Consider the following 17,444-nt stretch of genomic DNA (forward strand, 5'->3'; position numbering starts at 1 on the left):
TCCGGACGGCACGGGGTCAGGCCGGGCTGGACGCCTCGGTGACGGGGAGGCGTACCTGGAAGCGGGTGTCGCCGGGCTTCGACTCCACGCGCAGGTCGCCGCCGTGGCGGCCGGCGACGATGCGGAAGGAGATGTCCAGGCCGAGCCCGGTGCCCTCGCCCACCGACTTCGTGGTGAAGAACGGCTCGAAGATCCGCTCGCGCAGGGCCTCGGGGACGCCGGGGCCGGTGTCGCAGATCTCGATCAGCGCGATCGTGTCGTGTTCGAGGCGGGTGCGGACGGTCAGGACGCCGCTGCCGGCCATCGCGTCCAGCGCGTTGTGGATCAGGTTGGTCCACACCTGGTTGAGTTCTCCCGCGTAGGCGGGGATGGGCGGCAGCCCGGGGTCGTAGTCGGTGGCGACGGTGATCCCCGGCGGGATCTTGCCGCGGAACATGGTGAGGGTGCTGTCGAGCAGCTCCCGCACGTCCACCGTCTGGTACGGCGCCCGGTCCATCTGGGAGTACTGCTTGGCGGAGGCGATCAGCGAGGAGATCCGCTCGGTCGCGTCCGTCACCTCGTTCAGCATCTGGGAGATCTCGGTGGCCTCCGACAGCCAGTGCATCGCCGCGTCCAGGTGCCGGTCGCCGATCGCCTCGCGGACGGCGTCGAGCTTGCCGACCTCGAACCCGGCCGCCACCAGCGCCGGCGCGATCTCCCAGGCGTCTGAGACCCCGGCCTCCTCCAGGGCATCGGACAGCTCGTCCTCGGCGTCGGAGGTCTCCAGCGGCGAGCGGGGCGGCGCCTTCGAGGCGCTGTCGGCGCACGCCTCCTGCAGGTCGACCAGCTCGCGCAGCCGCTCGGGCTCGATGCCCTCCTCCGCCAGCGCGGCCAGCCGCCTGCGCGAGCTCCGTACCTTCACCCGCAGGTCGTCCACGGCCCGTACCGCCGCCGCGGCCGGGTTGTTGAGCTCGTGGGTGAGCCCGGCGGTGATCGTGCCGAGCGCGGTCAGCCGCTGCCGCCGGTCGATGAGCTCCCGCTGTGCCATCCCGCCCAGGCGGGCCCCGTCGAGCAGGTGCACCGCCATCGGGAACCACTCGGCCATGATCATGCCGTACTTCCTGGCCGGGAGCATGAACATGCGGGTCGGCTTGGTGGCGCGCAGCGAGTGGGCGTAGGTGGCCGGGGCACGGTCGCCCAGGTAGGCCAGGACCGCGCCGCCGTAGACGCCGGGCTGCGAGGTCGGGGTCATCGTGACCGGTCCGGCGGGGGTCTCGGTGATCATCACCACCTCGCCGTCGATGAGCACGGCGAAGCAGTCGGCCGGATCACCCTGCTTGATGATCGGCTCGCCCGCCTCGTACTCCTCCTCGGTCCCGTGTTCGGCGAGCCAGCGAAGCTTGTCCTCGTCGAGCCGCTCGAAGAGGAACAGCCCGCGGAGCACGTCCGTGTCGATCATGTGACCTCCTTGCCGAGCACGGAGAGGGACCTGGTCATGTCTTCTCCAGGTAGCGGTGGACGAGGGCCACGGCCATCGCGCCCTCGCCGACCGCGGAGGCGACCCGCTTGATCGAGTCGGCCCGGACGTCGCCGGCGGCGAACACCCCGGGAACGTTCGTCTCCAGGTGGTACGGATCCCGCCGGAGCGGCCAGTTGCGCGGCCTGTTCTCGTCGGCGGTCAGGTCGGGACCGGTCAGGACGAAGCCCCTGGCGTCGCGTTCGACGGTCTCGCCGAGCCAGTCGGTGAACGGCTCGGCGCCGATGAAGACGAACAGCCACTCGGCCCCGACCGTGCGCTCGCCGTCCGGGCCCTTCAGCGTGATCCGCTCCAGGTGCCCCTCGCCCTCGGCGCCGACCACCTCGGTCTCGGTGAGCACCTCGATGTTCGGGATCTGCGAGATCTGCTCGATCAGGTAGTGCGACATGGTCCGCTCCAGCCCGTCACCCCTGACGACCAGGTAGACCTTGCTGGCGTACCCGGAGAGGTAGACCGCGCCCTGACCCGCCGAGTTGGCGGCGCCGACGATGTAGACCTCACGGTTGCTGCACTCGGGCGCCTCGGTCAGGGCCGCGCCGTAGTAGCAGCCGGAGCCGATGAACTCGTCGAGGCCGGGGGCGTTCAGCCGCCGGTAGGAGACGCCGGTGGCCAGGATGACGGTGTGCGCCGCGATCGTGCCGCCGTCGGCGAAGCCGACCACCCGGGCCTGGCCCTTGACCTCAAGGCTGGTGACCGTGCGGGCGGTGAGCAGCTCGGCGCCGAATTTCAAGGCCTGGCGCCTGGCCCGGTCGGCGAGTTGCGCGCCGGAGACGCCGTCGGGAAAGCCCAGGTAGTTCTCGATCCTGGAGCTCTGGCCCGCCTGCCCGCCCGAGGCGTGCTGCTCGACCATCACCGTGCGCAGTCCCTCGGAGGCGCCGTAGACCGCGGCGCCCAGCCCGCCGGGGCCGCCCCCGATCACGATCAGGTCGTAGAAGTCGGTGGCCGGGGCGGTGGACAGCCCGACGGCCTGGGCCAGCTCGGACAGGCTCGGCGCGGTGAGTTTCGCACCGTCGCCGGTGACGACCAGCGGCACCCTGGCCGGACCCGTACCGCGCTTCTCCCCGGCCGCCGTGAGCAGCTCGGCGCCCTCGGGGGAGTCGTCCAGCATCCAGCGGTAGGGCACCTGGTTGCGCGACAGGAAGTCCCTGACCTCGTACGAGGGAGCCGACCAGCGCGCGCCCACCACCCGCAGCTCGTCGGACTCGCGCCGGTCGGTGCGCTGCCAGGCGTCGAGCTGGGCGTCCAGCACCGGGTAGAACTTCTCCTCCGGCGGGTCCCATGGTTTGAGCAGGTAGTGGTCGAGGTCGACCACGTTGATCGCCTGGATCGCGGCCTCGGTGTCGGCGTAGGCGGTCAGCAGTACGCGGCGGGCGTACGGATACAGGTCCATGGCCTGTTCCAGGAACTCCACGCCGTTCATCTGGGGCATTCGGTAGTCGGCGAGAATCGCCGCGACGTCGTCGCCGCGGAGCCGAAGTTCGCGGACGCTCTCGATGCCCTGGACAGCGGTGTCGGCCCGGACGATCCGGTAGGAATGGCCATAGCGGCGCCGCAGGTCGCGCGCGACGGAGCGTGATACACCTGGATCGTCGTCGACCGTCATGATGACCGGTTTATCCATGCGCTGTCTTCCCCCACAGATAGAGACCCTCGAGATGGGGACAATCTCTCCGAAGGATGCCACATTCGTGTTAAAGCAATCGCCCATCGGGCGCGGTCGCGGGGGCCGGACCGTGGCCGGGTATCCCGGCGGCGCGCAGCAGGGCGGTCGCGCAACCGTGGTCGGTGAGGAAGCGTCTGAGCTCGGGGTCACGGGCACAGAGCTCGCCCATGCTCTCGTGGCCGATCCGGTCGGCGATGATCTGCAGGGCGATGTCCTGCCTGACGTACTGGACGGCCATCGCGACGACGGCCGGGTCCTCGGTGTAGACGCCCCACGCGGTGCCGCCGGCGAAGCCGCCGACCAGGGCCTCCCGCCGGTCGCCCACGACGACCAGCAGCCGATGGTCCAGGCCCTGCCCCTCTTGGGCCTCCGTGGCCGCGCACGGAGTGGGGAAGCGGTGCTCGTAGAGGTTCCCGACCGGCTTCCGCGCCGGTCCGAAGTGCAGCACCGAGGTCTCGACCCCGCGCTCGACGGCCCGCCCGACCAGTGGGGAGAGCCGCTCCATCTCCGCGGGCCAGATCGACAGGAACAGGTCGGTGTGCGCCTCGGCCACCACGTCCTCGGCCCGCGCGAGCAGTGCCTCCGCGTCCTTGAGGCTGTGGATCAGGTGTGCCCTGGGGGACGCCACGATCACGGGCAGCGAGACCTCCAGCGACTCGATCGAGTCGTCGAACTCCCGGCGCATGCGTTCCAGCAGGGAGCGCGGTGGCAGCGGCAGGTAGTCGACGGCGTCGTCGGCGCCACGCAACTCGTAGGCCGCGCTCTTGGCCACCAGCTTGCCCAGGGTCGCGTAGACCATGCTGCGTGGCACGCCTGAGCGCTTGGCGACCTCGTAGCCGTTGAGGGGCTGGCCGGCACCGACCAGGGTGACGTATGCCTTGGCCTCGTAGCCCGACATCCCCAAACGCTGTAATTGCTCCACTACGTCCTGCATCGCAGTTATGGTACGGCGCAAGCTACCCCTTTAGCGCTGTCCTAAAGCAGCTGTTTCGTGGGATTTTCGTCACGCACCCGGGTTGGAGACCGTCGTTTGGCGAGAGGGGGCCTGCCGGGTTTACCCGACAGCTGAATCGCCTGCCCGTTTGTGGTTCCTGTGTTCGAAACGGTCACGGGCTTGGCGCCCGCCCATCTCGGCCGGGCGGGGCGAGAAGCCGCTCCCGCCGGGGCGGGGCGCGGAACGGCCCGACGGGCGGTATACCGACATTTTACTTTTATTTGGGCTGCGCTATTTCGGTCCGGCCGGCATCGGCTGCTGTGCGGTCGCCACCGGGAAAGCGGAAGGCCGCGGACGCCCCCGGCAGGACGTTCGCGGCCTTCGCGTTCTTCGGTCGGGATCAGACCTGTTCGGCCTTCTCCAGAGCGGAGCAGCAGGTGTTCACGATGAGGCGGGTCACCAGGTAGGGGTCGACGTTGGCGTTCGGACGCCGGTCCTCGATGTAGCCCTTCTTCTCCACCTCGACCTGCCACGGGATGCGGACCGAGGCGCCGCGGTCGGAGACGCCGTAGCTGAACTCGTTCCAGGGGGCGGTCTCGTGGAGGCCGGTGAGACGGTCCTCGATGCCGGCGCCGTAGTACTTGACGTGCTCCAGGGCGTTCGCCGCGAGGGCCTCACAGGCGGTGATGATCGGGTCGTAGCCCTCGCGCATCGCCTTGGTGGAGAAGTTGGTGTGCGCGCCCGCGCCGTTCCAGTCACCCTTCACCGGCTTGGCGTCCAGGGTGGCGGCGATGTTGAAGTCCTCGGCGGTGCGGTAGAGCAGCCAGCGGGCGATCCACATGTGGTCGGAGACCTCCAGGGGGCCGGCCGGGCCGATCTGGAACTCCCACTGCCCGGGCATGACCTCGGCGTTGATGCCGGAGATGGCCAGGCCCGCCTCGATGCAGTAGTCGAGGTGCTTCTCGACGATCTCGCGGCCGAAGACCTCGTCGGCGCCGACGCCGCAGTAGTAACCCCCCTGCGGGGCGGGGAAGCCGCCGAGCGGGAAGCCGAGCGGACGGCCCTCCTTGAAGAAGGTGTACTCCTGCTCGATGCCGAACCACGACTCCTGGTCGGCGTACTTCTCCGCGACCTCGACGAGGGCCGCACGGGCGTTGCTGGCGTGCGGGGTCATGTCGGGGTTGAGCACCTCGCACAGCACCAGCACGTTGCTGCCGCCGCGGATCGGGTCCGGGCAGGTGAACACCGGCTTGAGCACGCGGTCGGAGGAGGAACCGTCGGCCTGGTTGGTGCTGGACCCGTCGAAGCCCCAGATCGGGAGTTCGGCACCGTCCGCCATGACCTTGGTCTTTGAGCGGAGCTTGGCGGTCGGCTCGGTACCGTCGATCCAGATGTATTCGGCCTTGAAGGTCATCGGCGGAGTCCTTGAGGGTGGAGGTGTCTGCTGCCACCAAAGATTCGCAAGTCGCGATTTCGCAACTGTTGCCCGTATGTGAACAGGGTGTTACCCAGCCTCATCCGGGCAGGCAGCGGCCGCCCCGAAAACCGCACATCCCATTCTCTGCCCCTGTGAGCTGCCCTTTTACCGGACGATTGGCGCGATGTAGACGCCCATCGCGGAGGAAGCGGCGTGCCGCGGAGCGGTGGGCGGAGGTCGAGGGCGGCCGGTCCGGAGCCCCCGGCCGATCCGCCGCCCACTTAACCGAGCAAGCGCTTGCCTAAGAGAGATGGCCGCGTTACCGTGACGGGCGATGGCCGAGATCCGCCCGCGTCCACGACGTCCCGGCGGTCCACGGACGTCGTCCGCCGGGACGGATCGCGCCCCGTCTCGGCGGGCGACCCGATCTGTCAGGAGCCGGATGCGAGGTAGGGCGGCCGTCGCGGGCCTCGGGATGACGGCCCTGACGCGGGCCTCGGGCAGGACCGAGCTGGAACTCGCCGTCGAGGCGTCCCGCGCCGCGCTGGCCGACGCCGGCCTGGAGGCCGGGCAGGTCGACGCGGTCCTCAGCTACCACATGAACGACTCGGCCCCCGTGGTCGGTGTCGCGAGGGCACTGGGCATCGAAAGGCTGGGCTGGCACAACGACATCTCCGGCGGCGGTACCCAGACGGCGTCCATCCTCGGCGACGCGGCGATGCTCATCGCCTGCGGCGTCGCGGGCAGCGTGCTGGTCTACCGGGCGCTGAACGGCCGCTCGGGCAGGCGCATGAACACCGTCTCCACCGGTCCGCAGGAGCGCTTCACGGTCCCGTACGGGATGGCGGGACCGATCCCGATGTTCGCCCTGGCGGCACAGCGCTACCTGCACGAGACCGGTCTGGGAGAGGAGCATCTGCACGCGGTCGTCGCCCAGTCACGCGACAACGCCGCGGCCAACCCGCGCGCCCTGCGGCGCGATCCGCTCTCGCTGGAGGAGTACCTGGCCAGGCCGTACGTCTGCGCGCCGCTGCGGACCGTCGACTGCTGCCAGGAGACGGACGGCGCCTGCGCGCTGGTGATCCGCGACGCGCGGCTCGCCCCGGAGGCTCCCCGGATCCACGCCGTGGTCAGGGGAGGGGGGCCGGGCTGCTCGTCCATGGACCGTTCGCCCGACGTCACCGCGGTCTTCTCCGCCCATGTCGCGGCTCCCCTGTGGGAGACGTCGGGCATGCGGCCCCGGGACGTGGACGTCGCCCTGCTCTACGACGCCTACTCCTGGCTGGTGCCCAGGCAGCTGGAGGACTTCGGCCTGGCCGGCCGGGCCGAGCTGGGCGAGTTCCTCCTCGCCCGCCGCCACGCCGGGGTCAATCCGCACGGCGGCCTGCTGTCGGAGGGGTACGTGCACGGGCTGAACAACGTGGCCCAGGCCGTAAGGGAACTCAGAGCGGGTCGCGAGACCGCGCTGGTGACCGGATTCGGCGGCAGCTACGGCAGCGCGGCCCTGCTGGTCCGCCCCGGCTGAGGCCGCGACGCGCGCGGGGGGTGGGCGAGTACCGGCCACGCCGGGTCGGTCACTCGGCGGGGCGCGGCGGGCGCGGGGCCGGACGGGCTCAGCTGGACTCGTCCCAGTCGTCCTCCCGAGAGCCGGCGAGCTCGGCCTCCATCTCCTCCAGATCCCGCATGAACCCCTGGAACCCCCTCGGGCCCAGGCGGCGCCAGACGAGCAGCTGCAGGGAGCGCGTCTCCTCGTCCAGCGTCGGCTCCTCGTGGCGTGGCGCTCCCGTCTCCTGGGCCTGCCGGTCCACGGCCCGGAGCTCCTCGACCGTGAGGCGGACTCCGTGCTCGCGTTCGAGCAGCCGGAGGTGCGGGTCGTTGCGCAGTCTCTGGTCCCGGGCGCGCCGGGCGCGCCGGGCGGCCAGCTCGTCGTGGACGTGCGCACTGGAAACCTGGGGCGGCGTGTCGGCCGGACGTCGAGTCATCGTGGGTTCGCCTCCGTCGGGCGGCTCCTTTTCTGGAACCTCTGTCATGAACGACGCCCGACGGGCGGCGTAGGTTGTCGGAACTTTTCCCGCGGACTCCGGAGCCACCGGCGTCACACCCTCCACCATGCCCCCGATGGTCTTGACGCGGCCCCGAGTTGAGAATAATTTTCACCCAGATGATTTTTGATGAAAGGAATGCTTGTGGCCGCAGGTGCGCTCGGACGCATCCAGACCGAGACGCCCGCGCTGCCGGAGGCGCTGCGCCGGGTGGGTGAGGCGATCCTGGCCGACCCCGCGGAGGCTGCGCGATCCACGATCATCACGCTGGCCGAGCGGAGCGGCAGCTCGCCCGCCACGGTCACCCGTTTCTGCAGGGTGTTCGGTTTCGCGGGATACGCCGGGCTACGGGTCGCGCTGGCCACCGAGACCGGCCGCGCGGCGCAGGCCAACTGGGACATGGGGGTGGGCCACGAGATCGGCCCCACCGACCCGCTCGACGCGGCGATCGGCGTGATGGCCGCCGCCGACTCGCGGCTCATCCAGGAGACCGCGGCCCAACTCGACGCGGGCACCGTCGCCAAGGTCGCCGAGGCCATCGTCGCGGCCCGCCGCGTCCTCATCTTCGGGGTCTCCACCAGCGGGGCGGTGGCCGGGATGATGGGCGGGCGGTTGCGCCGCATCCGGGTCCCCTGCTGGAGCCACGCCGACGCGCACGAGGCGCTCGCCGACGCGGCGCTGCTCGGCGAGGGCGACGTCGCCATCGGCATCTCCCACCAGGGCCGCACCCGCGAGGTGCTGGAGTCACTCGGCGAGGCCGGAGACCGGGGCGCGCTGACCGTCGCGGTCACCTCCTTCGCCCGTTCCCCGCTGGCGGAGTTGTCGGAGCTGGTACTGACCACCGCCAGCCGCGAGACCACCTTCCGGCTGGGTGGCCTGGCCGCGGTCCACTCCCAGCTCTTCGTCCTCGACACCGTCTACGTCGCGGTCGCGCAGCGCACCTACGAGCAGACCAACGAGGCGTTCGAGCTGACGATCCGGGCCCTTGAGAGCCACCGCGTGGAGAGGAACTGAGTGTGGACATCAATATCGGGGCCGTCGAGTACGTCCATGAGGTGAAGGCCCTGGTGGACGAGGTCTCCCGGACCCAGGAGGCCGCGGTACGGGACGCGGCCGCGTTGACGGTGACCTCCCTGCTCGACGGCGGCGTGATCCAGGCCTTCGGCTCCGGGCACTCCGAGGCGATCGCCATGGAGATCGCCGGGCGCGCGGGCGGCCTGGTGCCCAGCAACCGTCTGGCCCTGCGTGACGTCGTCCTGTACGGGGACGCCCCGGTCGGCACCCTCCTCGGAGCCCCCGGCGAGCTGGAGCGCGATCCGTCGGTCGCCCGGCGGATCTACGACCTGGCGCCCGTCCGGCCGCAGGACGTGTTCGTGCTGATCTCCAGCTCCGGGGTGAACGGCTCGGTGGTCGAGCTGGCCTCGATCGTCAAGGAGCAGGGGCACGGCCTGATCGCCCTGACCTCCGTGCGGCACAGCACCGCGATGACCTCACGCCACCCCTCGGGCCGCAAGCTGCTCGACCTCGCCGACGTGGTGCTCGACAACCGCGCCCCGTACGGCGACGCGGTACTCCCGCTCCCGGACGGCGGCACGTTCGGGGCGGTCTCCACGATCACCTCGGCGCTGCTGGCCCAGATGGTCGTGGCCGAGGTGGTGCGCACGCTGATCGAGGCGGGCCACACTCCGCCGATCTACCGCTCCGCCAATGTGACCGGCGGAGACGAGCACAACCGTGTTCTCGAGAACCGCTACGCCGGAAGGATCCGGCGAGGTGCCTGACCACTGCCTGTCACTTCCAGGCCACCCCCAGGAGGAAGCATGACCCAGCTATCCAGGCGCGAGCTCCTGCGCAGCGCGGCCCTGGCCGGCCTCGCCCTGCCCGCCCTGTCCGCGTGCGCCACCCCCGCGGGCAACGGCGGCGCCGCGTCCTCGGCACCCGCCGCCGGGGTCACCAGCGCGGCCAACCCGCTCGGCTTCGCCGAGGACAGGCCCCTGGAGATCTGGATCTTCGACGGCGGTTTCGGCGACACCTACGCCAAGGACGTTCACGAGAAGCTGCTTCAGGCCAGGCACCCCAAACTGGAGATCAAGCACAACGCGACCAAGGAGATCGCCAAGACCCTCCAGCCGCGCTTCGCCGGCGGGAACCCGCCGGAGTTCATCAACAACTCCGGCGCCAACGCGATGGACTTCGGCGCCCTGGTCCAGGACGGTCAGCTCGCCGACCTCACGCCGCTGTACGACGCGCCCAGCTGGGACGACCCCGCGGTCAAGGTGCGCGACACGATCGACCCGAACGCGATCGAGCTGGGCAGCTACGACGGCAAGCCCTACGTCCTCAACTACGCCACCACCGTCTGGGGCATCTGGTACTCGCAGAAGCTCTTCGAGGCCGAGGGCTGGCAGATCCCCAAGACCTGGGCCGACTTCCTGGCCCTGTGCGAGACCATCAAGAAGGCGGGCAAGATCGCGCCCTTCACCTACGCCGGCAAGCACCCCTTCTACATCTACGAGACCATCCTCACGCTCGCCGCGAAGATCGGCGGCAAGGACGTGCTGAAGAACATCGACAACCTCGAGGACGGCGCCTGGAAGGCCGAGCCGGTCAAGCAGGCCGCGGCGGCCTTCGCCGAGGTCGGGTCGAAGTACCTGCTCCAGGGCACCGCGGGGCTCGACCACGTGCAGACCCAGACGGCGCACAACAAGGGCCAGGTCGCCATGTTGCCCTGCGGATCCTGGCTGGAGAACGAGCAGAAGGACTCCACCCCGGCCGACTTCGGCTACGCGATGTTCACGCTGCCCGACTTCGGCTCCTCGGACGCCCTGCCTTACGGCACCCTGCACGCCCGGCCCGGCGAGGAGTACGTCGTCTCGGCGAAGTCGGCCAACCCCAACGCGGGTCTGGAGTACATGCGCGCCATGCTCTCCAAGGAGGGCGCGGGCAAGTTCATGGAGCTGGTCTCCACGCTCACCGTCGTCAAGGGCGCGGGGGAGGGCAAGACGCTCAAGCCCGGTCTCAAGAGCGCCTCGGCCGCGCTGAACACGGCCGGCGACAACGCCGTCTGGTTCCTGTTCCGCAAGTGGTACGTCGAGCTGCACGACGAGGTGGCCGCCGCGACCGGGCAGCTCATGGCCGGCAAGCTGACCGTCGACGCGTGGGCGGACCGCGCGCAGCGGAAGTCCGACGCGATCAAGAAGGACACCTCGGTGAAGAAGTTCAACCGTTGACGTCCGCCCCCGTTCGGTAACTGGGGACGCCAGTGCCGACCACCCCTAGGCAGGAGATCGCGTTGAGGTCCACGGTTCACCGGCCCGCCCGGCGACGGGCCGATCACCGAACGGCGAGTCGCTCATGAACCACGGCAGGACACGGTTCGTCGCGGGATTCCTGGTGATCCCGGTGGCCCTCTACGTGATCTACGTGATCGCGCCCTACGCGCAGGCCTTCTACATCGCGTTCACCGACTGGCGCGGGGTGAACGCGAGCCCGCGGCTGGTGGGCCTGGAGAACTTCCAGCGACTCCTGGCCGACAACGTGTTCTGGAAGGCCGTCAGTCACAACCTCATCCTGCTGGTCCTGATGCCGATCCTGACCCTGGGGATCGCGCTCTTCTTCGCCTTCCTGCTCAACGCGGGCGGGCGGGGCGGCACCGGGGGCATCTGGGGGTCGAAGTTCTACCGGGTGGTGTTCTTCTTCCCCCAGGTGCTGGCCGTCGCCGTGGTCGCCGTACTGTTCCAGCAGGTCTTCAGGCCCGACCGCAGCGGGATGCTCAACGCGCCGCTCATCGCCCTGGGGTTCGAGCCGATCGGCTTCCTGTCGGACACCAGGGTCGCGTTCTGGTCGATTCTCGCCGTGCTGGTCTGGCAGGCCGTCGGCTTCTACGTCGTGCTCTTCTCCGCCGGCATCTCCTCCATCCCCCGCGACCTGTTCGAGGCGGCGGCGATCGACGGCGCGGGAAGGGTACAGCTGTTCCTGCGGGTCACGCTGCCGCTGCTCTGGGACACGATCCAGGTCGGCTGGGTCTACCTCGGCATCGCCGCGCTGGACGTCTTCGCCATCGTGTGGGTGATGACGGCGGAACACGGCGGGCCCGACCACTCCACGACCGTGATGGCGGCGGAGATCTACCGCACCGCCTTCCAGTACTTCAAGTTCGGCTACGCCTCCGCGATGGGCGTGGTGCTGTTCTTCTTCACCATCGGGTTCGCGACACTGGCCCTGCGCCTGTCGCGACGTGAACGGATCGAGTTCTAGTGGCGGACGCCGTGATTCCCCGGAGCCGGGCCTGGGCCCGCGAGGAGCGCAGGAGGCGGCTCGGCCCCCTGTCGGCCCTGACGCACGTCGCACTGCTGGTCTGGACGGTCCTGGTCGTCGTGCCGATCGTGTGGACCTTCCTCGCCTCGGTGAAGAGCGAGGATGAGATCTTCGGCGACGCCTGGTCGCTGCCGGCCTCCCTCCGCTTCGACAACTGGGCTCGTGCCTGGGAGCAGGCGCACATCGGCCAGTACATGATCAACAGCATCGTGGTGGTGGCCTTCGGCACCTTCGGCACGATGCTGTTCGGCTCGATGGCCGCGTACGTGCTGGCTCGCTACCGCTTCCGCGGCAACCGGGCGATCTATCTGCTGTTCGTCTCCGGCCTGGCCTTCCCGGTCTACCTGGCGCTGACCCCGCTGTTCTTCGTCGTGCAGAACATGGGGACGGTTCCGGTGATCGGCCGGTTCATCGGCCTGAACACGCACGGCGGGCTGGTGCTGGTCTACATCGCCTACTCGCTGCCCTTCACGGTCTTCTTCCTCGCCGCGTTCTTCAGGACGCTGCCGGGCGCGGTGGCCGAGGCGGCCTTCGTGGACGGGGCCTCGCACGCCCGGGTCTTCTTCCGGATCATGCTCCCGATGGCCAAGCCGGGCATCATCAGCGTGACCATCTTCAACGTGCTCGGCCAGTGGAACCAGTACCAGCTGCCCCTGGTGCTGCTCACCTCGGACAGGGACAAATGGGTGCTCACCCAGGGCATCGCCGACATCTCCACGGCGGCCGGCTACGACGCCGACTGGTCGGCCCTGTTCGCCGCGCTGAGCATGGCCATCCTGCCGATGATGATCGTCTACACGCTCTTCCAGAGCCAGATCCAGAAGGGCCTCACCGCGGGCGCGCTCAAGTAGGCCGCTTGAGCCTTTTGAGGCTTTCATCAGGCCGCCTTGAGGTTCGATTCGTGCGAACGGGTTGACTGGCGGGGCTTGTTGGCGGTTAGGTTCGTTAGGAAAGTTTCCTAACGAGCGAGATACTCCCCGCCCGCGTCCCGTCATCGGAGAGATCGTTCCTCCACCATCCCCTTGGAGAGACACGTGTCCGTCTCATCGAACTCCCGCCTCGGCCGCCGCACCCCGCGCCTCCTGCTGGCCTCGGCCGCGATCGCGGTCCCGGCCCTGATCGCCCCCGCCGGCGTCGGGCACGCGGCCACGCTCTCGCCCACCGCCGCGCCCGCCGGGCTGGTCGCCGACTCCGCGGCGGTCGACCTCAACGACCCGCGCAAGAAGGACATCGCCATGCAACTGGTGTCCAGCGCCGAGAACTCCTCGCTGGACTGGAAGGCGCAGTACAAGTACATCGAGGACATCGGCGACGGCCGCGGTTACACCGCAGGGATCATCGGCTTCTGCTCCGGAACCGGCGACATGCTCGACCTTGTCGAGCTCTACACCCGGCGCAAGCCGGGGAACGTGCTCGCCAGGTATCTCCCCGCCCTGCGCAAGGTCGACGGCACCGCCTCCCACAAGGGCCTCGACCCGAACTACACCAAGGACTGGAAGACCGCCGCCAAGGACACGGCCTTCCAGCAGGCCCAGCACGACGAGCGTGACCGGGTCTACTTCAACCCCGCGGTCAGCCAGGCGAAGAAGGACGGCCTGCGCGCCCTCGGCCAGTTCGCCTACTACGACGCCATCGTCATGCACGGCGACGGCGCCGGCTCGCAGAGCTTCAGCGCGATCCGCAAGAACGCCCTGAAGAAGGCGAAGCCCCCCGCGCAGGGCGGCGACGAGACGAAGTACCTGCACGCCTTCCTTGACGCCCGCAAGGTCGCCATGAAGGCCGAGGAGGCTCACGAGGACACCAGCCGCGTCGACACCGCCCAGCGGGTCTTCCTCAACAAGGGCAACCTCGACCTCAACACCCCGCTGTCCTGGAAGGTCTACGGCGACTCCTTCAAGATCAGCTGACCTCGCCAGGCCCCGGCGGCCCCGCCCCGCCGGGGCACTCCGCCTCGACATTCCCGGTCGGCGTCGTTGACGCTCTCGAATACCGAGAGACATCGTCGGCTATCCGCGACAGCGGAGGTCCTGGAGGGAGATGCGGAGCGCGATCACCCGGAACGCCGCGCCGGGAGGTTCTTCAGGGCCTCGCGGCGGCTCAGGCCGCTGATGCCGGTGTGGTCGACGTAGCGGACGACCTCGTCGGGGTTGGTCTTGGCGTACTCGCGCAGGGCCCAGCCGATCGCCTTGCGGGCGAAGAAGTCGTTGTCCGACAGGCTCGGCTCGATGCAGGCGTACAGCAGGCCGGTGTCGGTGGCGGCCTTGAAGCGGTTCTGGGAGAGGATGGCCGTCCGGCGCTTCCACAGGTCGGTGCCGCGGGCCCAGCGCAGCATGAGGGGGCGCATGGTGTCGGGGAAGGCCGCGAGCAGGCCGCCGACGCGGTGGACGGCGAGGTCGTCGACGTAGTCCCACCAGGCTCCGGTGACGATCATCTCCTCGTACATCGGCAGCGCGTCGAGCGTCTGGAAGCCCCGGTAGAGGCGGAAGCCGGTCAGCTCGATCGCCGCGTAGCGCTCCTCGCGGTACTCGGCCCCGTGCCACAGGGCCAGCGTCGCCTCCCGCCACGCGGGCGCCGTCTCCACGTAGTACTCGGTGAACACCCGCTTCAACGCCGCGCGGCGCGGTGCGGCCTGCACCCCGAGGAAGGGCATCTCCGACTTCATGTAGGCCCGCATGACCGGGGCCTTGGCGGGGTCGGCCACCTCGGTGAGTGCCATGCGCACGGCCTTCTGCAGTATCTCCACGCTCGCCCACCACTTCCCGTTCGCTTCGCGGACGGCTTGATTCTCACAGGCCGCGTCGCTCTCCGCGCGGGGTTCCGCTCACGGGTGTCAAGCCTGCTGGCTGCTCCGCTCGCCGGTCGCCAGGCCGTCGAACAGGACGGTGATGTAGTGCTCGGCGAGACCCGCGGTGTTGAGGCGCCCTCCCGGACGGAACCAGCGCACCGCCACCCAGATGGTGTCGCGGATCATGCGGTAGGTGAGCTTGGGATCGACGTCGGCGCGGAACAGGCCGGCGGCCTGGCCGAGCTTGATCTGCCCGACCCACATCCGCTCGACCTCGTCCTCGGCCTTGACCAGGTAGTCGAATCGGTCACCGGGGAGTGAGCGCAGGTAGTTCCAGTCGTTCTGCATGACGGTGATCGCCGCGCGGTGGGGCTCCAGAGTGCTGAACCCGATGCGCACCATCTCTGAGAGGATCGTGCGGGAGTCACCGTCCTGTTCCAGGGCGGCGCGGTAGCGGCCGACGAGGTCGTCGAGGAAGGTGGTCAGCACCTCGTCGACGATCGTCTCCTTGGAGTCGAAGTGGTGGTAGAGGCTTCCGGAGAGGATGCCGGCCTCTTCGGCGATCTCCCGGACGGTGGTCGCCTGGAAGCCCTTGCGGGCGAAGAGCTCGGCGGCGAGTTTGACGAGATGATCGCGGCGCTCTGACGCCGGGCCGGATGCGGCCGTGCGCTTGGCCCCACCCTGGCGCTTGACCGGGGTCGTGGTCGCGCCGCCGGAGTTCTTTCGCGTGTTCACATTCCCATTATGAACCCTTGCGCAATCGCTTGTTCACCGAAACGCGCCAGCTCATCGTGGCTTCTGTTTTTAACCAAGCGCTTGCTACGCTTGTCACCAGGTGAAGACCGAAGGGATTCAGACAATGACCGAGGCATACATCGTCGGCGCGGTCCGTACCCCGGTGGGCCGCAGGAACGGCGGTCTCGCCGACGCGCACCCCGCCGACCTGGGCGCCCACGCCATCCGCGAGCTTGTCGGGCGCACCGGAGTGGATCCCGAGGCCGTGGACGACGTCGTGTTCGGGTGCGTCGACACCGTCGGCCCGCAGGCCGGCGACATCGCCCGTACCTGCTGGTTGGCCGCCGGGCTGCCCGAGGGGGTGCCCGGCGTCACCGTCGACCGCCAGTGCGGCTCCTCCCAGCAGGCACTCCACTTCGCCGCCCAGGCGGTACTGTCGGGCACCGCCGACCTGATCGTCGCCGGTGGCGTGCAGAACATGAGCCGGGTCCCGATCGGCTATGCCATGACCGCCGGGCAGGCGCTCGGCTTCGACAGCCCGTTCGCGGGCTCCAAGGGCTGGCAGGCCCGGTACGGCGGACAGGAGGTGTCCCAGTTCCGGGGCGCCGAAATGATCGCCGAAAAATGGGATATATCGCGACTTGAGATGGAGGAGTTCGCGTACCAGTCCCACCGGCGGGCGCTCAGCGCGATCGACGAGGGCCGCTTCGCCGCCGAGATCGTCCCCTACGAGGGCGTCTCCACCGACGAGGGCCCGCGCCGTGACACCAGCCTGGAGCGGATGGCCGGACTCAGGACCCTGGTCGAGGGGGGCAGGCTCACCGCCGCGCTCTCCTCGCAGATCTCCGACGGCGCGGCCGCGCTTCTCGTCGCCTCCGAGCGGGCGGTCAAGGCCCACGGACTGACCCCGCGCGCCCGGATCCACCACATCTCCGCCCGCGGCGACGACCCCGTCATGATGCTCTCCGCGCCGATCCCCGCCACCGCGTACGCCCTGCGCAGGGCGGGTATGACGATCGGCGACATCGACGCCGTCGAGATCAACGAGGCGTTCGCCCCCGTCGTGCTGGCCTGGCTGAAGGAGACCGGCGCCGACCCCGGCCGGGTCAACCCCAACGGAGGTGCCATCGCCCTCGGCCACCCGCTCGGCGCGACCGGCGCCCGGCTGATGACCTCGCTCCTGCACGAACTGGAGCGGACCGGCGGCCGGTACGGGCTGCAGACGATGTGCGAGGGCGGCGGCCAGGCCAACGTGACGATCATCGAACGGCTCTGACCGCCTCCGGCGAGGCCGTCCCACCGGGATCCGCTCCCGAACGTGTCCCCAGACATCCGAGCACGTTGTGGAAAGGCGACGGACTCGTCGTAGGTTCGGCGCGCTTCAAGGCAGTGGTGGAGGCAGCCGATCAGGTGCCGCAGAGCTGCGGTGATCGACATGGACACCCATCTCGGCCTCGGCCTGGTTGCGTAAAGAAGGTGAGGAACTTCTCGTTCCGCGGCTGCGTCCGTAGGCCCATGGGAGATCCTCCTGAGCCGACGGTACCGGCGTACGCGGCGCGCCGCCGCTTCGCGAGGAGGTCGTCCGTCCACAGCGGACGATGAGGGGAAAGGGGAGTACCCACTCCTTTCCACTCTCAACGTATAGCGCACCGGGGGGCTTGCCACAAGACCCGGGTCGTGTCGCAGAATCGTCGGCCGAGGCCGGAACCTGCGAAAACGGGGGACACGAAATGCGAGTGTTGTTGTCGACGTATGGGTCACGCGGGGACGTCGAACCGCTGGTGGGACTCGCGGTGCGGTTGCGGGAACTCGGCGTGGAGGTGCGGGTGTGCGCGCCGCCGGACGAGGACTTCGCGCAGCGGTTGGCCGGTGTCGACGTGCCGCTGGTGCCGGTCGGCCGGTCGGCGCGCGCGCTGACGACTATGGCACCGTCGGCGGCGGACCTGCCCCGGCGCGCGGCCGAGTTGATCGCCGGCCAGTTCGACGCGGTCACCGCGACGGCCGAGGAGCGAAGTAGTCCACCTCGTCCGACGAC

At 69.6% G+C, this 17,444-nt stretch carries 16 protein-coding genes; 9 read left to right on the forward strand and 7 right to left on the reverse strand.

The features are described from left to right. Positions 1-16: 16 nt before the first annotated feature. From ABZ260_RS07770 to glnII, 4 genes are all read right to left on the reverse strand, one after another. The gene (locus ABZ260_RS07770) at positions 17-1,438 is read right to left on the reverse strand and encodes an ATP-binding protein (RefSeq protein WP_355614069.1); all 1,422 of its coding nucleotides are present in this window, start codon (positions 1,436-1,438) and stop codon (positions 17-19) included. 34 nt (positions 1,439-1,472) lie between these two features. After that, positions 1,473-3,137: an FAD-dependent oxidoreductase gene (locus ABZ260_RS07775; protein WP_355614071.1), complete on the reverse strand. Its 1,665-nt coding sequence runs from the start codon at positions 3,135-3,137 to the stop codon at positions 1,473-1,475. Positions 3,138-3,207: 70 nt separating this feature from the next. Beyond that, positions 3,208-4,113, reverse strand: coding sequence for a helix-turn-helix domain-containing protein (locus ABZ260_RS07780; protein ID WP_355614073.1), 906 nt, complete (start codon positions 4,111-4,113; stop codon positions 3,208-3,210). A gap of 400 nt (positions 4,114-4,513) precedes the next feature. After that, positions 4,514-5,527 (reverse strand): glutamine synthetase, encoded by a 1,014-nt coding sequence (glnII, locus tag ABZ260_RS07785; protein ID WP_355614075.1) that lies wholly within the window; start codon positions 5,525-5,527, stop codon positions 4,514-4,516. A 445-nt stretch (positions 5,528-5,972) separates the two neighbouring features. On the opposite strand from glnII, the gene ABZ260_RS07790 reads away from it, so the two are divergent. Continuing rightward, complete coding sequence (locus ABZ260_RS07790; protein WP_350952265.1) at positions 5,973-7,055, forward strand: acetyl-CoA acetyltransferase; 1,083 nt, start codon at positions 5,973-5,975, stop codon at positions 7,053-7,055. A gap of 88 nt (positions 7,056-7,143) precedes the next feature. On the opposite strand, the gene ABZ260_RS07795 is transcribed toward ABZ260_RS07790, so the two are convergent. After that, the gene (locus ABZ260_RS07795; RefSeq protein WP_355614077.1) at positions 7,144-7,512 is read right to left on the reverse strand and encodes a hypothetical protein; all 369 of its coding nucleotides are present in this window, start codon (positions 7,510-7,512) and stop codon (positions 7,144-7,146) included. 189 nt (positions 7,513-7,701) lie between these two features. Here ABZ260_RS07795 and ABZ260_RS07800 point away from each other — a divergent pair, with 189 nt between their 5' ends. The 6 genes from ABZ260_RS07800 (at position 7,702) to ABZ260_RS07825 (ending at position 13,796) form a co-directional block, all read left to right on the forward strand. Continuing rightward, positions 7,702-8,586, forward strand: a complete 885-nt coding sequence (locus ABZ260_RS07800) for a MurR/RpiR family transcriptional regulator (protein WP_343980466.1) — start codon at positions 7,702-7,704, stop codon at positions 8,584-8,586. Positions 8,587-8,588: 2 nt separating this feature from the next. Then, on the forward strand, positions 8,589-9,353 hold the full coding sequence (locus tag ABZ260_RS07805; protein ID WP_355554874.1) for an SIS domain-containing protein: 765 nt from the start codon (positions 8,589-8,591) through the stop codon (positions 9,351-9,353). A gap of 39 nt (positions 9,354-9,392) precedes the next feature. Then, positions 9,393-10,802: an N-acetylglucosamine/diacetylchitobiose ABC transporter substrate-binding protein gene (ngcE, locus tag ABZ260_RS07810; RefSeq protein ID WP_355614079.1), complete on the forward strand. Its 1,410-nt coding sequence runs from the start codon at positions 9,393-9,395 to the stop codon at positions 10,800-10,802. 124 nt (positions 10,803-10,926) lie between these two features. Beyond that, the gene (locus ABZ260_RS07815) at positions 10,927-11,829 is read left to right on the forward strand and encodes a sugar ABC transporter permease (protein ID WP_350912864.1); all 903 of its coding nucleotides are present in this window, start codon (positions 10,927-10,929) and stop codon (positions 11,827-11,829) included. Then, entirely contained in the window at positions 11,829-12,740 is a 912-nt protein-coding gene (locus ABZ260_RS07820; RefSeq protein WP_051751340.1) for a carbohydrate ABC transporter permease, read from the forward strand. The genes ABZ260_RS07815 and ABZ260_RS07820 overlap by 1 nt, the downstream gene beginning before the upstream one ends. Before the next feature lie 183 nt (positions 12,741-12,923). After that, positions 12,924-13,796: a chitosanase gene (locus ABZ260_RS07825; protein ID WP_355614081.1), complete on the forward strand. Its 873-nt coding sequence runs from the start codon at positions 12,924-12,926 to the stop codon at positions 13,794-13,796. A 143-nt stretch (positions 13,797-13,939) separates the two neighbouring features. Here ABZ260_RS07825 and ABZ260_RS07830 read toward each other — a convergent pair whose 3' ends face one another. Together ABZ260_RS07830 and ABZ260_RS07835 are read right to left on the reverse strand one after the other, a co-directional pair. Next, positions 13,940-14,632, reverse strand: a complete 693-nt coding sequence (locus tag ABZ260_RS07830; RefSeq protein WP_350952271.1) for a DNA alkylation repair protein — start codon at positions 14,630-14,632, stop codon at positions 13,940-13,942. A gap of 87 nt (positions 14,633-14,719) precedes the next feature. Then, positions 14,720-15,409, reverse strand: coding sequence for a TetR family transcriptional regulator (locus ABZ260_RS07835; protein WP_355614083.1), 690 nt, complete (start codon positions 15,407-15,409; stop codon positions 14,720-14,722). A 124-nt stretch (positions 15,410-15,533) separates the two neighbouring features. On the opposite strand from ABZ260_RS07835, the gene ABZ260_RS07840 reads away from it, so the two are divergent. After that, the gene (locus ABZ260_RS07840; RefSeq protein ID WP_355614085.1) at positions 15,534-16,685 is read left to right on the forward strand and encodes an acetyl-CoA C-acetyltransferase; all 1,152 of its coding nucleotides are present in this window, start codon (positions 15,534-15,536) and stop codon (positions 16,683-16,685) included. Positions 16,686-17,139: 454 nt separating this feature from the next. Beyond that, positions 17,140-17,444: glycosyltransferase (locus ABZ260_RS07845; RefSeq protein ID WP_355614087.1), on the forward strand; the 305-nt coding region annotated here is incomplete at its 3' end.

The organism is Streptosporangium sp. NPDC006013 (assembly GCF_040614275.1).
Taxonomy (GTDB): Bacteria; Actinomycetota; Actinomycetes; order Streptosporangiales; family Streptosporangiaceae; genus Streptosporangium.